Below are 18,291 nucleotides of genomic sequence, written 5' to 3'. Positions count from 1 at the left end.
ATGAAATTACTAATCAGTGCCTTGATGTTGGTATGGTTTACCACAGGCAGTACTTACGCACAAAAATCAGAAATATTTGCACCAGGAGGAAAAGCGATTAAAGGCTATGATCCGGTTGCATTTTTTAAAACTTCAACACCGGTAAAAGGATTGGATAGCCTTTCTTATACCTGGAAAGAAGCCCGTTGGTTGTTTGCTAATCCGGAAAACAAGAAAGATTTTATCGCAGATCCGGAACACTATGCCCCGCAATATGGAGGTTATTGTGCCTATGGTACAGCTGATGGGCACAAAGCGCCTACTCAGGCAGAAACCTGGACAATTGTCGCCGACAAGCTTTACTTCAATTATAATGGAAAAGTAAAGGAGTTGTGGGCTAAGGACCAAAAAAACTTCATTGAAAAAGCCGATATCAATTGGATCGAAATTAAAAACAAACCTTAATCCTGAAACCCATGACTGATCAACAAAAACATATTGGAGGTTGGATCCTGCGTGGAATCGCGGCAGTAATTATGCTGCAAACGTTATTTTTTAAGTTTAGTGGAGCAGCAGAATCTATTTATATTTTTTCCCGACTCGGCATGGAACCCTGGGGCAGAATTGGTACCGGTGTCCTGGAATTCATCGCTTCAGTGCTGATACTCCTGCCCAAAACCAAGGTTTTTGGTGCATTAATGGGGCTGGGACTTATGGCTGGCGCAATATTTTTTCACCTGACCAATTTAGGCATTGTAGTGCAGAACGACCAAGGAAAGCTGTTTGGAATGGCACTATTGGTGTTTGCCTGCTGTCTGATCCTGACGGTAGGCAATCGCAGACAACTCCTCAGTTTAATTAAAAAATAAAAGCCATGTATTTAAGAAAACCTATCTCCAGCTTATTTATTCAAATGAAAAATATGCTGGAGCTCCTAACCGATCAGCAGTATACTGAAAAGATCGGGATGATGTCTAATTCCTCGATAGGAGATCATATACGCCATGTGATAGAATTTTACCTGGAGCTAAACCGGGGCTATTCCAGTGGAAATGTGAATTATGACCTGCGTAAGAGAGACAATGTCATCGAGTCTAATAAAGATTTTGCGTTGCTCAAACTGGAGGAAATTATGCTTTCATTAGACAAGCCAGATCGGCAGCTGGAGCTCTCGGGTAGCTATGCTTTAGTTGCTGAAACTAGTTTTACCGTCCCCAGCAGTTACCATAGAGAATTGATTTATAACCTGGAGCATACCATACATCATATGGCTTTAATGCGCATTGCTGTCGCAAAGATATCCCTGATACAATTGCCCGAATATTTCGGACTGGCTGTTTCCACCATAAAATACAAACAATCATGTGCACAGTAACTTTTTTGCCGGTTAAAAACGGAGCTTATTTGACTTCCAACAGGGATGAAAAGATGACGCGGGCCGAGGCTTTAGCTCCAAAATCATATACCGTAAATGGAACCGTATTGACATTTCCTAAAGATCGGGAGAAAGGTGGAACCTGGATGGCATTTAAAAGCAATGCTGATGCAGCGGTACTGCTCAATGGGGCTTTTGTAAAACATTTCCCCAGACCTTCTTATCGGCAAAGCCGGGGGATCACCTTGCTGGAAATACTGAGTCAGGAATTTCCTGTCCTCTATTTTCAAGGATGTGATTTTCAGGAAATTGAGCCTTTTACCCTGATCCTGTATGTAGCGGGGCGGCTTTATGAGTGCCGCTGGACTGGAACGCAGAAATATCAGCAGGAATTGTCCAGCTCCACTGCACACATCTGGTCTTCAGCAACTCTTTATGAAGAAGATACAGTGTTGCAGCGAGCACAATGGTTTTCCGATTGGCAGGCGAATCAACGGAGATATCGCCTGAAAGATATTCTGGACTTCCATCGCTTTGCTGGAACAGGAAATCCAGAACAGGATCTGGTCATGAATCGTAATGGCCAAATGATGACCAGGAGTATAACCAATATTGCCATCATTAAAGGAAAAGCAAAGATGATTCATCTCGACTTGCAGCCCTCAGGGAAAGCAGCAGATGGGAAGTTGATGACCTGGTTTCGAAAAGCCAGTATACGGACATTTAACTGGGAGTACTGGCCATTTCAGCTGGTATATGCTCCGGTGATGTGGTATTGGTGTTGGTTGAGCCTGAAAGCACGGTCGTTTTTTTTCTTTAGTGCAGCTAATCCAATGATCCTGAACTCAGGTTTTGCCATGGGGAAAAAAAGCAGTATTTATGCGTTGATGCCAGGGGAATTTTATCCAAAAACCTTGCTTTTCAAGGCAGAACATGAAATGGGGATGCTAAAAAAGAAATTGGAATGGAAAGGAATGAATTTCCCCTTAATTGCAAAGCCTGATATTGGAGAAAGAGGCGTAAAGGTGAAGCTGCTTGAAAATGATCAGCAGCTCAAGAGTTATTTGGCGGTAAATCAGGTAGACTTTTTACTTCAGGAGTACATCGATTATAAACTGGAGGCAGGTATATTTTATTACCGGATTCCAGGAGAACGCAAAGGCCAGCTGTCTGGTATAGTGAGTAAGGAATTTCTTAAGGTGAAGGGAGATGGGAAATCTACTATTGAAATGCTTTTAAAGAAGGAGGATCGTTCTTATTTGCAGTTGGAGGCCTTAAAAAAAGTGTATGGAAAGGAATTGAACCAAGTGCTTCCTTATGGGGTAAGCCTGGAGCTGGTGCCATATGGCAGTCACAATAGAGGAGCGAAATTTGTTGACCAAAGCTTTAGGATCAATGAAAAACTGCAGACTGTGATTGATCAGCTTTGTCAGCGCATCCCGGAATTTTATTATGGAAGACTGGATATTAAATTCAAAAGCTGGGAAGATCTTTATGCAGGTAAACATTTTATGGTGATTGAAATTAATGGGGCAGCCAGCGAACCTACACACATGTATGATCCGGTGCATTCTGTTTTTTTTGCCTGGAAGGAGATCATCAGACATTGGAAATTGCTGTATCAGATCAGTCTGTTGAATGCCAGAAGGAAGGAATTAGTACTGATGGGGAATGTAGAGGGCTTTCGCATGATCAAAGCGCATCAGGCCCATCTAAAAATGATGGCCTGATGAAGACTTTAGCTACAGGAAATGGGTTGTAAAAGCATTCAAAGAGCGCGCGAACTCTTTGAATGCTTTTGTATTTCTATAACAAAACTATGGACAAGTCGCGTTTCCTTCTGCTATGCAAAAATTTGCAAAACGAACTTCTTCATCCCTCAATTGAGAAGAATTATTCAGACTGCGGTAAATTCCCCATTTTGGCCGGCAAAAAGTAGTTCCTGTTCTCCATAAATCCATATTGGAATTGCTATAAGACATCAAATTTGTACCATCACTTACTTTATTGATGGTGATGCTATAGGTTCCGGATGAACCAAACTTAATGGTTTCTACAACTTCCACCCAATTGCCTTTGAAAGGTGCCAGGTTAACCGTCTTAACTTTAGTCGTTGTACCGGAGGAGTTGATGTGAATCAACTCCATTTTATCCGTGTTATTAGCCCCATAGCGTGGTGTAATGGTGATGAGTGGAGATCCGGCATCACCGTCGCCAGCCTTGATCTGGTGTAGGTGGGTAAAGCTGGAAGAAGCCTGGAAACCAGCATCTATCTTAAATTTCCAGCGATAAGTAATGGTTTCGCCGTTAGTGGCTTTAAGGTTTGCTGAGGAGGGGCCATAAGTTTTAATTTCCGTGCGTTGACGATCGGTGGCTTCACATCTGTCATCGTCCAATTCAACGTGTGCGGAAAATACAAATACATTAGTGTTGAGTCCGGAATCAAACACTTCGCTAATGTGGTCCTGCGCATGTCCGCAATCAGGTACTTCATAGGCGGTTCCGCCCAGAACGCTGTTCAGTAAACTGTAGGTATTTCCCGGGCCATCAGCATTTAGAGTCACACCAACTGCTAAGACGGAAATATCAGAATTGGTTTTATTGGGTGAGAGCAGGGATTCTGGGTTTTCGGAATCTTGAAGACCACTTTTACAAGAACTAAAAATAAGTCCTGTCAGCAATAAGCTTAGGTATTTAACTTTCATTAGGAATAAGTTTAAAATTTTGGTTTACAAATGGTTAGTTTGTGAATCGGCCAATTGCACAATATAAATTTTATGATTTAATTTAAAATATTGGTCAATATTGAAATTTATTTAATTAACCTTATGAGTATTTTACTCAGCGTAAACAGCATTATTCCTGTTTAATTGCAGCGATAGGATTCGACTGCAGTATCAAATGGACTAAGAAATTGTAATGATCCTCATAAAGACTGGTGATTCTTCTGGTAACTTAAGAAAATACTATAGCCTGTTATGTAAGTGATGGTGGTTATTTCGGATAACTGAAATATACTGTAGTTCCTTCATTTTCTTTACTTTCCAGCCAGATGGCTCCAGCACCTGCCCGTTGAAATTCTTTGATGAGCATAAGACCTATGCCTGTGCCTTTTTCCCCTTTGGTGCCATAAGCGATGTCCATTTGTTGAGATAAAAAGACTTTTTGCTGGGCATCGCTGATGCCAATCCCCTCATCTTTTACCGAAAAGAGGGTCCGATTGCTTTCTTGTTTTACATTGATCTCAATTCTGCCGCCTTCCCTGCTGAATTTTATAGCGTTGGAAAGCAGGTTGCGGATAATGAAATCGAAGTGATCCTGATCGGCTTTGATTTTGAAACCGGGTAGAACGTGATTTTGAATGTTCAATCCTTTTTCAGCTGCCTTTCCTTGTAGCGCGGTAACGTTGTTGACAATGAATGCGGTAGGGTCGAACTCCCGGGGGTTAATGGTAATTCCATTGAGCTGAGCCTGGCCCCAACTCAACAAGGAGTTCAATATCTCTAATGAGACATCACCTTGTTGGCGCATCTGACTGATCATGTGCCGCTGTTCATCTGGAGTCAGGTCATCGTTTTCCATCATAGCCAATACATTGGTGATGCCCCCGATAGGATTGCGCAAATCATGGCCAATAATGGTAAATAATTTGTCCTTGATTTGGTTGGCGGTACGTAAGCGTGTATTTAGTTGTCGTGTTTTTCTTAAATAATAGAATAGTAAAGCCATAATGATAAAAATGGCAATAGCAGCAATGAGAATTGCATTTCGCTGATATGTTTTTTCTACCAAGGCCAGCTTTTGATCTTTTTCATTTTGCAGCAATTTATCGGCAATCTGGTGGTGCTCTTCCAGCGCATCCAATGATTGCTTATAATCGGCTTGCTGACGGTAGATTTCTGATAAGCTATGAAGGATCTCCGATGTAAGTTGCTGATGCTTGATCGCTTTGGCTAATTCCAGCGCCCTTTTTAGATGGACAATACTCTCATCGGCATTGTCGGTTTTTAATACGTTCGCAATGCCGATCAGGGAGCGGATCTGATCTTCATGAAGGCCATGTTTTTTTGCAAGTTGGAGGGCCTTGTTGTGGTATTCCAACGCTTTCGCTTTATGACCAGAAGCATGGTGTTCGGCACCGTTTCGATTGAGTTCAACGATCTGGTGATGAGCCGTGTCAGCTGCAGAAAGCGGTTGAGGCTTTTGGGCGCATGCGGACAAAGAAAACAAGAGGATGATCAATAGGTATTTCATAGAGGATGCGTTAGGGTATACTCATAAATTACTTTTTTATAAGTCTACCTGCTGATAACCTTCAAAGCGTCATTTTGTTTTCATACCTGTGAGCTTATTTAACTTTCCGGGAACCTTAGGTGATTTCAACTATGAAACATATATTTCGTGCATTTGTTATTTATCATAATTGTTCCAGGTGTCGCAGGAAAAGACACTTGGCATTTTAGAAAATATTTTTAAAAATAACATTTATGAGTACAGAAAATTTAGATCGTGCTGAGGCAATAGATAAGCTAAAAACGCTGGTTGATAAGATTGATATTGGAATGATGTGCACCAATACTTCTGATGTTGCTAACCTTCATGCTGTGCCTATGAGTAGGCAGGAAGTAGATGAGGAAGGGAATTTATGGTTCCTCTTTTCTTCTGAAAGTGAAACTTATAAAAACCTGCAAGAAAGCAGTCATATCAGTGTTTTATACTCGGATATTAGCAATTACAATTTTCTTAGTATTAACGGAATTGCAACAGTATCTCAGGATAAATCCAGGATAGACAAGTACTGGAATAAGATGATAGAGGGCTGGTTTGAAAAAGGAAAAGAAGATCCACGCATTAGAATTTTAAAAGTAAGCCCTTCAGAAGGGCATTACTGGGATAATAAATCAAATAAATTAGTGACCTTTTTAAAAGTTGCGGCAAGCGCAGTTTCCGGTCAAAAGCTTGATATTGGCCGTGAAGGCCACCTAAATATATAGACACTAAATTAATGGAATTGACACGAGCTATATTGCCCTATTTCCGCAAGCAGAAAAGTGGAAATATTATTAGTGTTACCTCTGGGGTAGGGAGGGATACTGTGCCTCTGGTTTCTATTTATGCGGCTTCAAAATTTGCTTTAGAAGGATTTTGTGAATCACTTTCCTTTGAATTGGCTGCTCAAAATATCAAAGTTAAAATTATCGAACCCGGGAATATAAGTACCAATTTCGAACAAACTACAAAATCGAATTTTGCTGCTGACCATACGCTTACCGATTATCTGGCGTAGATGGAGGCTGTTTTTAAAGCAGATCAGCTGCGCTATGTGATTGGAGAAGATTTTCAGCCACTTATCGATATTCGAAATGGCGGTTCTGATGAGAATTATATGAATGTACTGAAAAGAACTTTTTCGCCTGCAGGACTATAAAAAGAAAGCCCCTCTGAAATTATTAAGAGGGGCTTTCTTTTGCTGCTCATCTATCAGCTTTTTTTTATTCTTTTAATCCTTTTATCCAATCTTTAAATCTGCTGATCTGGTCAGTTATAAAAGACTCATGTTCTTCTTCTTTTTCTGGAACTCCCGGTAAAACATGCTCATAATAAGTTCCTTTCAAGACTTTCCGTAAAATACCTTCTCCTAAAAATGGTTTATTGTCATTCAATGTTTTTGCCGCTTTTAGTAAATGGCGGATATCGTATTGTAAAGGATTAATATCAGGAACTTGCTTATTCAGGTTTAATAGTTCATAAACTGCGATTCTTGCAGTTCTTACTGAACTTTCCATAGTAAATACCACATCATTATTGGTTTCCACAAACTGTCCGATCAACCCCAGGTTTTTGCATCCTTCAGGGACAACTCTCGGACGATCACCCTTGGCTCTTGGCATAAACATAGAGGTGATATAGGGCATGAAAGCAGTACGAACGATGGTGTTTTCTACCACATTATCCAACTGATCAATGATGCCAGTATGGTAACATAGTTCTGCAAGGATTTCATCTCCAGTACATTCAGGCATTGTTTTTTTGATATAATTACCTTCTTTATCCATGAATAAGGCATACACCCAAAGTACCAGAATATCATCTGGCTGTTCTGGGAAGTGCGGTTGCCTGTTACAGGTGAAACTCATTAGCCAGTTGGAATCTGTAATGGTCACAATTCCTCCGGTAGCTGTTTTTCCGGAATAAGGATCATTTACACAGTATTGCTTTAGTTTTTCAACCAATGCAGAAGGCCTGCAGGTTAATGTCACTGATTCCCATGCTGATTTTTCGATATTGCTGCAGAATTTCTCAGGTTTACCAAATACAGCTGATTTAGCAGCTAGGTTTTTCCAGAGCATCCAACCGGCGCTCTTTCCACTGGTGTTATTGTCGATGCCAATAACAGGGGCATTTTTGTTATCACCATAGAAAGTATCTTCGGTCATTGAACCAGTCGTTACCATCACATAATCGTCCTTGCCGACAGGGATCTTAACTTCTTTACCATTTTGCTCCGTAATGATTCCTTCCACCACTTTTCCTTCAGTATTGATGTGGATATCCAGGTCTTTGATCAGCGTATTGAGCTGAATATTCACCCCTTTTTCCTTTAGAAAATTACGTAAGGGCGTGACGAAAGTGTCGTATTGATTGTATTTCGGGAATACTAAAGAAGAAAAATCGTGCAATCCATCAATAGCATGTAAGAAACGGTGCATGTAAAGTTTTAATTCCAGTAAGCTGTGCCAGTTTTCAAAGGCAAACATGGTACGCCAGTACGTCCAGAAATCACTGCTTAAGAAAGTTTCACTGAAATAATCTTCAATGGTCAGATCGTCCAGCTCTTCTTTTTTCTTCAGCAAGAGTTTCATGATGGCAAACTGATCTTTTTTGTTCAAACCGAATTTACTAAAATCTTTTATTTCTCCCTGATTGTGAATCAGACGCGCTTTAGAGTAATTTGAATCGTTGTCGTTGATCAATCGATATTCATCTAAAACAGTATATGGTGCCGGCAATTCAAGGGCAGGAATGTCCTGGAATATGTCCCAAAGATTTTCGTAGGTCATGTCCATTTCACGACCACCTCTGATGATATAGCCATCCTTGGCATTCCCTGCACCATCCAGTGATCCTCCATCGATGAGCAATTGCTCTAAAAACTGGATGTTTTTGGCCGGTACCTGCCCGTCACGAATAAGGTAATAAGCGGTAGCCATACCGGCGATACCACTGCCGATAATGTACACTTTACTGTCCTTATATGATTTAGTAGGGATCCCTATATTGCGCTGATAATTTCCAATCTGGTCTGAAAACGGCATGGACTTTTCAGGAGTATTGCGTTGCTGCTCTTTGCTGGAATCGGGTTCATGATTCACCTTTCCATAATCACTGGAAGCGCTTAAAACTTTGTCGAATTTCGAGGTAATGTTTTTCATCAGGTAGTATTTTAATTTATGACAAATAAAAGCTATAAATGATCAACCCCTAAGCGTTGTGGTTTTTTTAGCTTTTATTTTTGATATAAAGATCTACAAGAAAAGACAAGTTAACTTGATGCGAATCAGGATAAATAATGATGTTGATCACACCTGCGAATTTTCATAAAATACAGTTGACTAAATACTATAAACGAGCCAATCTGCTTATCTTCTAGTTGCCTCTATAGGTTGAATAGCCGTAAGGAGATAATGTGATGGGAACATGATAATGCTTATTGTCCTTAATTTCAAATACAACTTCGATAAAAGGGTAAAATGATGGTGTGTTTCTTTGCTTAAAGTAATCAGCAACAAGAAAAGTAAGCTTGAATATTCCTATTTCAGATTTGTTTTGGTTCAGAAAATCTATGATCCTTCCGTTTTCATCAGTACTCTTTTGGTCGATTAATGTCCAAACTTTATTTTGCTCATTAAGTTTTTCAAGTTTTACAGGTACACCGGGTGCTGGAAGGCCTGTAGATACATCCAGGATATGACTTGATAACTGGTATGTTGGTAGCTGTGCCTGGGCGAAACTAGTTGCCAAACCTAAAATAAGCGCTAAAATGATTTTTTTTAAGGACATCTTCATCATATTGAATTTATTGGTGATTTGATCAGTTGTTTTGCGATTAGGTTAACTTATAAAAGCGGTGCAGCCTTCGCAAATAGATCATCATTTTCTGGGCTGCAATATCTTTGTATCAGCTGATACAAAGATATTGCAGTGGCTTTTTGAAAACGTTGACCTAGGTCAACGTTTTCAAAGTTTATGTTTTATTCGACTTAATGTTGAGGGAGACAGGCCAAGGTAAGAAGCTGCCATTTTATTAGATATTCTTGAAAGAAATTTTGGGTAATGGTTGTTGACCCAGTTTACTTTTTCCTTTGCATCAAAGCCTTGAAAACCATAAATTCTTTTTTGGGCAGTAATAAAACCCAACTCCAATATATGGCGGTATACATTAGCAAATTGTGGGATCTGATCTACTAAAGAATAAAAATCTGCTCTTGTGATGGTTAATAATTCAGATTTTTCAATGGTTTGTAAATATTCAAATGCTGGTAGCTGATCAATTAAACTTGGCAGGGCGGTTCCAAAGCAACCCTCAAAAGCAAAAAAACGTGTGGTTTCCAAACCAGTTTTATTTATTGTGAAAACTCTGATACAGCCTTGGTTTACAAAATAATGGTTCTTGCATACTTCATGGTAATCAAGGAGTAATTGATTTCTTCTTGTTTTGATCAGCTTGAATTTACTAAAAATAAATGCTAAGGTTTTCTCATCTATTTCTCCTGACTGTTTGATGTAATCCTCTAATTGTTTAAACATAGGGGCATATAAAGCAGTAAGGTAGGTATTAATCTAGTGATTATGATATTTAAAGGGACTGAAGTGTCTATTAAAACATATTGGGATTACGCTCTATAGGTTCTGCATTTCATATTCCTGCATTGCAAGCCACAATTCCATTATTAGCACCTAAATCAGAATTATTACGTATTGCTGGAATCAACCAAATTATTAAATCGTTTTCTAACCTAGCCGATCCTGCGATTGGTGCTTTAGCTATTGGGTTATCATCGATTAGAAATGTTCTGTTGCTAGATATTGCGGGCGCTATGATTGCCATTTTTTCTTTGCTTTTCATTTCCATCCCTTCTTCGAACAAGAAAAAAAACAGGTCAAGTATATTTTAAGTTTGGCAAGCTATGAAAACTGCTTATCGCGAAGTTATCAGCAATAAGGGGGCTTTCGCTTTTAATTCTTTATAGCGCCATTTCAGGGTTTTGTATCATGCCAATATCGGTGTTGCTGCCTTTAATTACCATTAAACATTTTAAAGGAGGTAAGCTAGAAATGGGTATTATTGAAACAGCCTGGGGTTAGGGTGCTTTGTTTGGAGCTGCTTTGTTAAGTATGTGGAAGCCAGGTATCCGTAAGGTTTATCTTTTTAGTCTTGCACATGTTTTAATATGAATTTCCTTTTTTTTGTCTGGTTGGTTAACACCTCAGTATTTTATATTATTTGCGTTGTTAACAACACTTGGAGGGGTATCGGCATCCCTATATAATTCGGGATTTACAGCGGTTCAGGAAACAGTAAAGCTAGCTCTTCTTGGTCGCGTATTTTCGATGTACTTTAGTTTGGATGTTTTGCCAACGATATGAGCATTGATTTGTGCCGGTTTCCTGGTCGATAATATTGGAATTAATATCGTGTTTGTAATTTTTGGGTTCATTGTTTTTCTTGTAGGGCTGATTTCGTTTTTAACGCCTGCTTTCAAGAATTTGAATTGATGATCGACCTCTTATTTTAGATTTTTTGGGTTTGAAATCCAATAGACAAATCGTTCTCAATTCTTAATCCTTCTGAACTGGTTAAAAGTGCTCCAGCGTAAATAAGAAGGCTGCGGAAGTTATACTTCTGCAACCTTCAAATTGTGACAGTTGAATTTTTAATGATATCGTTTTTTTACTTTTCGCCACCACAACACTGCGCCGCTAATAGAAAGTAAACCTGGAAGCAGGCCTATAATCACATACAGTATTTTGATGGGTACGCCACCAAAACTACCTGCATGAATGGAGAAAAATGTAGCCTCTAACTTTTCCCCTACACTTTTTTCAGCCAAATGTACCATAGAAATAATCTGTCCGCTACCAGGATCAATAGAAACAGAATTTCCAGTATCGAAGAATGCAGACTGATCCTTCATAGTGCCAGTAACTTTGAAACTTTTCCCCGGTTGGGTAGGTAGATAAACACTTTTAATCTTTAACGCTGGCATACTCTTTTTTGCCTTCCAAAGCATATAATCTATGGATTGTTTGGATAAGCTATTTAATGGGCATGTAATGGTTTGTTTTTTCCAATAACCAGGATCTAATGCGAATTTATTCATCCAGAAACCTGTAAAGAAAATTATTACATTGAAAAGTAGCGCCCAAACTCCCAGCACTCTATGTAGACTCGAGGATATGGTTCGCCAATTTGTCCATTTTAATCTTGCCCTGAAAGTCAATACTTTCCATAGCTGTTTTCGGTAAATGATTGCTCCTGTTGTGCAAGACAAGAGCATCGTGATCCCGAAGAGGGTGGCTAATAATAACCCAGGGATACCCAGTTGAAAGCTCCAGTGAAACTGTAATATCCAGTACATCACACTTGGGTTCAGGTTTTTGAGCTTTCCTTCACGTAAGGTTTCGCCAGAATATGGGTTGATGCTGACCATAGCAAGGTCATAGGTGCTGAGCTTTCCATCATTTTGATAAAGCCGGAACTCATAGGCTTCATTGGCAGGGGCATCCGGATTTAACCAGGCAATACCTGCTAAATTAGGATGCTCTTTTCCAATTTTCCTATACAGCGTATCTAAAGAAAGTGCTTTCCCCGATTGCTTTACCTGGAGTAAATCAGCATTAATGGCATGATCAATCTCTTTTAGAAAGACTAGTGCGGATCCGCTTAGCCCGAGCAGCAGTAGAAATGTGCCGCTGATCAGGCCAAGCCAGCTGTGCATAGCAAACGCAAGTTTGCTGATATAATTCCCTTTGCTCATCGGATTTGGTAGCTTATTCCAATTCTATAATTAAATGGATCGCCTAAACCGGCTGTTACTGTGCTTGATCTGCTTCCGGTGAAATAGTGTTTATCCGTTAGATTATAGGCATTGATTTGAAAATTATATCGTCCTTTCTGGAAATTAATCGCGGCATCAAATACGGTGTATTCTGGGAATATAAAGTTCTGATTGCTGATCAACCCTACCTGATCGCTCACATAACGTACGCCTGCAGCTATTCCCAGCGCTTTAAATGAGGTATAGTTCAGGTTGTATTTTAACCAGAGGTTGGCCATGTGTTTGGGGGCATTAGCAAAGCGATCGCCCTTTTTTCCAAAGGCACTAGTGCTGAGTATTACGTGTTCATTATAAGCATAACCTGCAATGATGTTAAAATTGTGAATGCTGCCCATTGCTGTAAATTCGATTCCTCTACTGCGTGTGCCATCAATTGCTGCCTGACGGTGGGAGTTTTCTTCAGTAGGTGCTGCGGTTAGGATGTTTGCATATTTGATCTCGTATATGGACAAAGTGGTCGACAGTAGTTGATTTAAGAAATCAGCTTTTGCTCCCAATTCATATTGAGTGGCCTTTCGAGTAGGAAATGGTCCGCCGGAAAGGACATTGTTGGAGGTTTGTGGGTTGAAGGACCTAAGATATGTTCCGTAAATCGATAGCTGCGCTAATGGTAAATAAACTAATCCTGCACGGGGAATCCATCCGGAAGCCTGAAGCTGGTCTCCCTGTTTGTTGTCTCTGGAAGAGAGTGGGGTTTCCTTGCCATCATAGTTGTCATACCTTAATGAAAGTAAGGCTTTTAGTTGTCTTCCAAAACTGATTTGATCCTGAATGTAAAACCCTGTTAAGTTAGTGACACGCTTGTTGTCATCGGATTCCTCTGCAGGTAAACTTGCTGAAGGAGGATCGTTGCTATAATTTGGATTAAAAATGGAAATCCTTGAAGCTGGTTTATATTGATAATCATTTTTTGTCCAGCCATATCGGTTATAGTCGGCACCCACAATAATTTGATGTTTTAATAAACCTGTGTTGGTATTGTAGCTTGCATAAGCAGTTGTTTGCAGACTAAACCGGTCTGTTTCCCAGTCCTGGTATGCCCTACTAATAGAGTCATTTTTGATTTTCCCAACTGGGATGTGGTCCGTAAAATCGAGTACATTTCTTACTGCTCGTTGTACAACTGTCAACTTAAGGTTTTCCCTGAAACTATGATTGAAGGTAAGTGTGGCAGATGTATTGTCCGTTTTTCCATAATCCGTGGGACTTTGAACAGTCAGGTTGTCCGGGTAGTAGTTGAAATCAAAGCTGCCATCGGCTCTGGTACCGATGAAAGTCCCATTGTCATATTGATGAACAGCTTTTTGATATGCATAATTGAGCTCCAGGTTAAGATTTGTTTTGTTAGAGAATAGGTAAGTGAATGATGGAGCGATGAAAATGTTTTCTTTATCCTGGTCATTTCGGAAGCTTTCTGACCTGTCATATCCTACAATTGTCCGGTAAAGGAGCTTTTTGTTTTTCGTTAATGGTCCGGTAAGGTCAACAGATGCCCTGCGGAAATTCCAGCTGCCTAGTGATAAGTCAAAATTGTATTGTGGAGATTCCAGGGGTTTCTTAGTAATAAAATTGACCACGCCCCCGGGTGCACCTTCACTAAATAAAGCTCCTGAAGGGCCACGAAGTAATTCCACGGATTCAACGTTGTACAATAGGGGCTGCTGACTCCATAGAAAGAGATTCCCTCTAATGCCATTGTAAAGGAGAAAGCTGGCGTCAGTAGGGGAATAAGCTGTAAATCCCCTCATAGTGAAGGAACCATTCCCATTATTGGCTTTCATACCTGTAAAAGTACTGGCTAGTTCGTTGAGGGTAAAAGATTGCCTGTCCTGAATGACCTTTGAAGAAACGGTTTGTACAGATTGTGGCGTTTCCAGTAGGGGGATATCCATTCTTGTTGCCGTATTGGATGATTTTGTTTGGTACGAATTCCTGTTGGTATGAATGGTCACTTCTGTCAATTCCTGCTTACTTTCTGAAAGCTGAAGATTGAGGAAGGGATTTTTTCCGGTGATGATGAGCAGGTTCTGCTTGTGGGCCAGATATCCCACATTAGAGACCAGAAGCACATAAGTTCCGGCAGGAATAGCAGAAAATTTGAATGCGCCATCTGAGTCTGTTATTGTGGTGATCATAGTGTTTTGAAATTGAACCGTAGCACCTGCTACTGGTTCATTCTGAACGGTAACAATGCGACCCTTTAATTTTCCTGTACTAGGTTGTTGGCCAAAGGATTTGCTGCTGATCAGCAGTAATAGCCATATAATGTTGAAAATGTTGATTTTCATCGAAATAATTGAATTATAAAATTGATGCTTATGAGGCTCCCGTCAACGCAGTTTTTGGACACGGTTTACCTCATTTCTTCTGATGATTAATGTTTTTACAGCATAATTTACTGTCAATAACGGACATGTAATGCCCATATACTATGCAGCATTATGATGAAAAATAAAATAATTTTTAGCAGGTATATCGCTGGGGCGGTTTGAAGATGTCGTTAGCGAAGAACGAAGGTTTAAAGTTGAGGTAGAAAGGATTGTAACCTGTTTGCTCTAGATCCGATAAAGGATCACCTACTGCAAGGAGATGAATTTTACAAAAATAAAGTAATGCAGTTTTTGCCAGATTTTCAGTTCTCTGTTTTTCTTCATTCTGCTCTGCCTGCTTTAGCTTTTTTACAAGTATGCAGCGCCCATTGCAGTGTTTCTCTGGTTTATCTTTATTCTCACAGAAATTTGCGGCAATATAATCCTGATTGGCTTTAAAAGCCAGGTTGATCATTAACCTGTTAAAGGTTTGAAAGATGACCATTAGGAGTAATAAAAGACAAACTAATCTTCTCAACTGTAGTTTTTAGCTGGGCAAAGGTATGTTTTTTTTTGAATGTAGGTTCAGTCATTCATCGATGTATGTGGCCTCTACGTATGGAACTGTTACAGACGTTTTTTTTTTGCCTGGACAATAATACTCAGCGCAAATGCAGCTGCTGAATCTGAAAATACAGAGTAATCTAGTGGAACTTTAATGCTTTTAGAAAAAGTCATAGATAGTGCAAATAGTAAAAGTAATATACTGCTTGCCTTTGCTACCCAATTTGTTTTGAAATTAGTCAGCAGCAAAATGCCCAAAATAATTTCTAAAGCGGTTGCACTATAAGCGAGGAAGGGGGTGAAACTATCTGGAAATAATGGATTTAAACTTTTTGTATAATCTACAAAACTTTGCCAATTGCCCCAGGCCGAAATTTCTTTTGGCCATAAACCAAAACGGTCAGCTGTAGCAGATAAAAATCCTGCACTTAATGCAATTCGTAAAAACCATTCTGCAATTTTAACCTCTGATATTTTCATTTTTTCTAATTTAATAACTCAAAAACCTTCTGTTAGTGATAAATATATGCCTTTTCCGGGCTCGGTTTTATAAAAATTTTGTTTCCCGGAGTGTTTCTCTTTTTATCTTATAATCTTGTGGAGAGACGCCCATAATCTTTGAAAACATCCTTGAAAAGTAATACTGATCATCTATACCAAGGATGGAGGCAATTTCTTTGATCCGGAGGTCTGTGAACTGAAGGTATTGACAGGCTTTCTGAATTTTAATGTGATTAAAATACTTGATCGGAGCAAAGCCGGTTTGATCTTTGAAAAGTGCGGAGAAGTGAGAGGTGGATAAATTAACTGATTTAGCGACATCGTCCAGTGTAAAGATGGTATGCAGGTTTTTTTGCATAAACTCAATGGCTACATCAATGGGATTTATAGTGTATTGCTTAGCCGAATAGTTAAATTTCTCATCAAAAATAATGGACGAAAGGAAGTAACCGAAACTAATATTTACATAGCATAGGTTATCCGTACTATACCCTCTTTCCAGATTTGAATAAATATCGTCGAACAGTTTTATCCTTGACTCATTAAACTGTACAAGACCTTTATAACCTTTTTGTCTTTTAACCAATAATTTGATCAGTGATTTAACAAGGTGGCCTTTGAAGTGTGCCCAGTAAATGCTCCATGGGTTATTCTGATCGGATTCATAAGCATGAGATTTATCTGCGGGTATCACAATGAAGTTCCCTGCTTTAAGTGCATAGGAATTGTCTTCTATTCTTACTTCACCTTTTCCATCTGTACAGTAAAGAAGGATGTACTGATCGATCCCATGGCTGCGTTCCCGGTAATGAAATTTTGCTTTGGGGTAGAATCCAATATCCGTGAGGTAGAGGCCTGCAGAAAGCGGATTAGGACCACCCGCTTTCACCAGAATTGACCGGGGCAATACAATTGCTTTTTGACCGTTAAAGCCTTCTTTCTTTTTAATTTCAATTGTTGCGCTTTCCATATGCCTTTTGTCAGGGCTGAAATTATATATAATTTCATAAAATAGTCCATTCCTTTCAGAATTATTTCTATTGTAGGGTTGCTTTTATTAGTTCAAATTTGGTTTTGTTAACCTAAACCGAAAATGGAACAATTTAAAACTTCATACCTTTTGTCTATCTCATTTGTCTCCGCTCTGGGAGGATACCTGTTTGGTTTTGACTTTGCCGTAATTTCAGGTGCTTTACCTTTTTTACGGGATCAGTTTGGACTAAATGAATATTGGGAAGGCTTTGCAACAGGCTCATTGGCGCTTGGCGCCATCATTGGCTGCTTATTAGCAGGCCGTGTGGCCGATAAATATGGCCGCAGACCAGGACTTTTTTTGGCGGCCCTCATCTTTGGCCTTTCCGCGCTCGCAATGGCATTTGCTACCGAACTTAGTTTCTTTATTTTCTCCAGATTTGTAGCAGGAATCGGAGTAGGGATGGCTTCTCTTTTGTCACCTATGTACATTGCTGAGGTTTCTCCGGCAAAATACCGTGGCAGAATGGTGAGCATCAACCAACTCACCATTGTACTTGGCATCCTCATTACAAACCTTATCAATTATTCCCTGCGCAATAGTGGGCCTGATGCCTGGCGATGGATGTTTGGCCTCGGTGCGATCCCTTCTGCATTGTTCATTATCGGGGTCATTTGGTTACCGGAAAGTCCGAGGTGGTTACTGCAGACCGGAAAAGAAAGTAAAGGACTGAAGGTGCTGGAAAAAATTGGCGGTGCTGATTTTTCCATTAAAGCGATGGATCTGATAAAGACTGCCGCAAAAGGAAATCAAAAAGTTAGCTATACAGCCGTCTTCGGGAAAGCCGTATTTCCAGCAGTAACCATTGGAATTGTGCTTGCTGTTTTTCAACAGCTCTGCGGGATTAATGTGGTTTTTAATTATCCTTCAAATATCTTTGCCAGTATTGGTGCGTCGAAAGATGATCAATTGCTGCAGGCGGTATTTATAGGCGGCGTAAACCTGTTTTTTACCATCTTGGCCATGTTTCTAGTGGATAAAATTGGCCGTAGACCACTCCTGTTATTCGGTGCAGCTACACTGGCTATATTGTACCTGCTGATCGCACAATTACTAGCCGCACATTCTGCTTTAGTCGGTGTGTTTTTACTAGCGGCGATAGGAACTTATGCCATCTCCCTCGGACCAGTAACCTGGGTGTTGATTTCAGAAATTTTCCCTAACCATGTGAGGGGGGCAGCATCCTCTATCGCCATCCTCTGCTTATGGGCAGCCTACTTTTTACTCACCTTTACTTTTCCTGTTCTTGCCAAATGGATCGGCATGCACAATACCTTTTACCTCTATTCCGGGATTTGTATCATGGGTTTCCTATTTGTAAAGTCAAGAGTGAAAGAAACCAAAGGGAAAACATTGGAAGAACTGGAAGCTGTTTTTAGTCCCCATTAAGAAATATATATCTAATCAAGA

At 39.8% G+C, this 18,291-nt stretch carries 19 protein-coding genes; 9 read left to right on the top strand and 10 right to left on the bottom strand.

Annotated elements, in window-relative coordinates; all coding sequences use genetic code 11:
* From AQ505_RS16400 to AQ505_RS16385, 4 genes are read left to right on the top strand one after another with little or no spacing between them, the layout of a single operon-like run.
* On the top strand, nt 1-444 hold the full coding sequence (locus AQ505_RS16400; protein ID WP_062549173.1) for a YHS domain-containing (seleno)protein: 444 nt from the start codon (nt 1-3) through the stop codon (nt 442-444).
* An 11-nt stretch (nt 445-455) separates the two neighbouring features.
* On the top strand, nt 456-848 hold the full coding sequence (locus AQ505_RS16395; RefSeq protein WP_062549172.1) for a DoxX family protein: 393 nt from the start codon (nt 456-458) through the stop codon (nt 846-848).
* A gap of 5 nt (nt 849-853) precedes the next feature.
* Nucleotides 854-1,354, top strand: a complete 501-nt coding sequence (locus AQ505_RS16390; RefSeq protein WP_062549171.1) for a hypothetical protein — start codon at nt 854-856, stop codon at nt 1,352-1,354.
* Complete coding sequence (locus tag AQ505_RS16385) at nt 1,342-3,084, top strand: NRDE family protein (RefSeq protein WP_062549170.1); 1,743 nt, start codon at nt 1,342-1,344, stop codon at nt 3,082-3,084. The genes AQ505_RS16390 and AQ505_RS16385 overlap by 13 nt, the downstream gene beginning before the upstream one ends.
* Nucleotides 3,085-3,171: 87 nt before the next feature.
* On the opposite strand, the gene AQ505_RS16380 is transcribed toward AQ505_RS16385, so the two are convergent.
* A complete protein-coding gene (locus AQ505_RS16380) occupies nt 3,172-4,059 on the bottom strand; it encodes a heparin lyase I family protein (RefSeq protein WP_062549169.1) in 888 nt (295 codons plus the stop codon).
* A 289-nt stretch (nt 4,060-4,348) separates the two neighbouring features.
* A complete protein-coding gene (locus tag AQ505_RS16375; RefSeq protein ID WP_062549168.1) occupies nt 4,349-5,608 on the bottom strand; it encodes an ATP-binding protein in 1,260 nt (419 codons plus the stop codon).
* 233 nt (nt 5,609-5,841) lie between these two features.
* Here AQ505_RS16375 and AQ505_RS16370 point away from each other — a divergent pair, with 233 nt between their 5' ends.
* The 3 genes from AQ505_RS16370 to AQ505_RS26430 are packed head-to-tail and all read left to right on the top strand — an operon-like array spanning nt 5,842 to nt 6,782.
* Entirely contained in the window at nt 5,842-6,348 is a 507-nt protein-coding gene (locus AQ505_RS16370; protein ID WP_062549167.1) for a pyridoxamine 5'-phosphate oxidase family protein, read from the top strand.
* 11 nt (nt 6,349-6,359) lie between these two features.
* Nucleotides 6,360-6,641 (top strand): SDR family NAD(P)-dependent oxidoreductase, encoded by a 282-nt coding sequence (locus AQ505_RS16365; RefSeq protein ID WP_082461587.1) that lies wholly within the window; start codon nt 6,360-6,362, stop codon nt 6,639-6,641.
* A complete protein-coding gene (locus AQ505_RS26430; protein WP_157262429.1) occupies nt 6,642-6,782 on the top strand; it encodes a hypothetical protein in 141 nt (46 codons plus the stop codon).
* Nucleotides 6,783-6,846: 64 nt separating this feature from the next.
* On the opposite strand, the gene AQ505_RS16360 is transcribed toward AQ505_RS26430, so the two are convergent.
* The 3 genes from AQ505_RS16360 to AQ505_RS16350 form a co-directional block, all read right to left on the bottom strand.
* Entirely contained in the window at nt 6,847-8,787 is a 1,941-nt protein-coding gene (locus AQ505_RS16360) for an oleate hydratase (protein ID WP_062549165.1), read from the bottom strand.
* A 214-nt stretch (nt 8,788-9,001) separates the two neighbouring features.
* Nucleotides 9,002-9,415, bottom strand: coding sequence for a hydroxyisourate hydrolase (gene uraH, locus AQ505_RS16355; RefSeq protein ID WP_062549164.1), 414 nt, complete (start codon nt 9,413-9,415; stop codon nt 9,002-9,004).
* 177 nt (nt 9,416-9,592) lie between these two features.
* Entirely contained in the window at nt 9,593-10,162 is a 570-nt protein-coding gene (locus AQ505_RS16350; protein WP_062549163.1) for a Crp/Fnr family transcriptional regulator, read from the bottom strand.
* Nucleotides 10,163-10,242: 80 nt separating this feature from the next.
* On the opposite strand from AQ505_RS16350, the gene AQ505_RS16345 reads away from it, so the two are divergent.
* Nucleotides 10,243-10,530 carry a hypothetical protein gene (locus AQ505_RS16345; protein ID WP_062549162.1) on the top strand — a complete coding sequence of 96 codons (288 nt, stop codon included), beginning with the start codon at nt 10,243-10,245 and terminating at the stop codon, nt 10,528-10,530.
* A 759-nt stretch (nt 10,531-11,289) separates the two neighbouring features.
* Here AQ505_RS16345 and AQ505_RS16340 read toward each other — a convergent pair.
* The 5 genes from AQ505_RS16340 to AQ505_RS16320 form a co-directional block, all read right to left on the bottom strand.
* Entirely contained in the window at nt 11,290-12,393 is a 1,104-nt protein-coding gene (locus AQ505_RS16340) for a PepSY-associated TM helix domain-containing protein (RefSeq protein ID WP_062549161.1), read from the bottom strand.
* Nucleotides 12,390-14,762, bottom strand: coding sequence for a TonB-dependent receptor (locus tag AQ505_RS16335; protein ID WP_062549160.1), 2,373 nt, complete (start codon nt 14,760-14,762; stop codon nt 12,390-12,392). Before AQ505_RS16335 ends, AQ505_RS16340 begins: the two co-directional genes overlap by 4 nt.
* Before the next feature lie 175 nt (nt 14,763-14,937).
* Nucleotides 14,938-15,321 carry a hypothetical protein gene (locus tag AQ505_RS16330; RefSeq protein ID WP_157262427.1) on the bottom strand — a complete coding sequence of 128 codons (384 nt, stop codon included), beginning with the start codon at nt 15,319-15,321 and terminating at the stop codon, nt 14,938-14,940.
* 89 nt (nt 15,322-15,410) lie between these two features.
* Nucleotides 15,411-15,827, bottom strand: coding sequence for a MauE/DoxX family redox-associated membrane protein (locus tag AQ505_RS16325; protein WP_062549158.1), 417 nt, complete (start codon nt 15,825-15,827; stop codon nt 15,411-15,413).
* Between the two features lie 67 nt (nt 15,828-15,894).
* Nucleotides 15,895-16,818: an AraC family transcriptional regulator gene (locus AQ505_RS16320; protein ID WP_082461585.1), complete on the bottom strand. Its 924-nt coding sequence runs from the start codon at nt 16,816-16,818 to the stop codon at nt 15,895-15,897.
* 123 nt (nt 16,819-16,941) lie between these two features.
* On the opposite strand from AQ505_RS16320, the gene AQ505_RS16315 reads away from it, so the two are divergent.
* Nucleotides 16,942-18,270 carry a sugar porter family MFS transporter gene (locus AQ505_RS16315; RefSeq protein ID WP_062549157.1) on the top strand — a complete coding sequence of 443 codons (1,329 nt, stop codon included), beginning with the start codon at nt 16,942-16,944 and terminating at the stop codon, nt 18,268-18,270.
* The last annotated feature ends 21 nt before the right edge of the window (nt 18,271-18,291 follow it).

It is taken from the genome of Pedobacter sp. PACM 27299 (assembly GCF_001412655.1).
Lineage (GTDB): Bacteria > Bacteroidota > Bacteroidia > Sphingobacteriales > Sphingobacteriaceae > Pedobacter.
The sequence above is the reverse complement of the archived record's forward strand: the minus strand, read 5'-3'. Positions and strand labels throughout refer to the sequence as shown.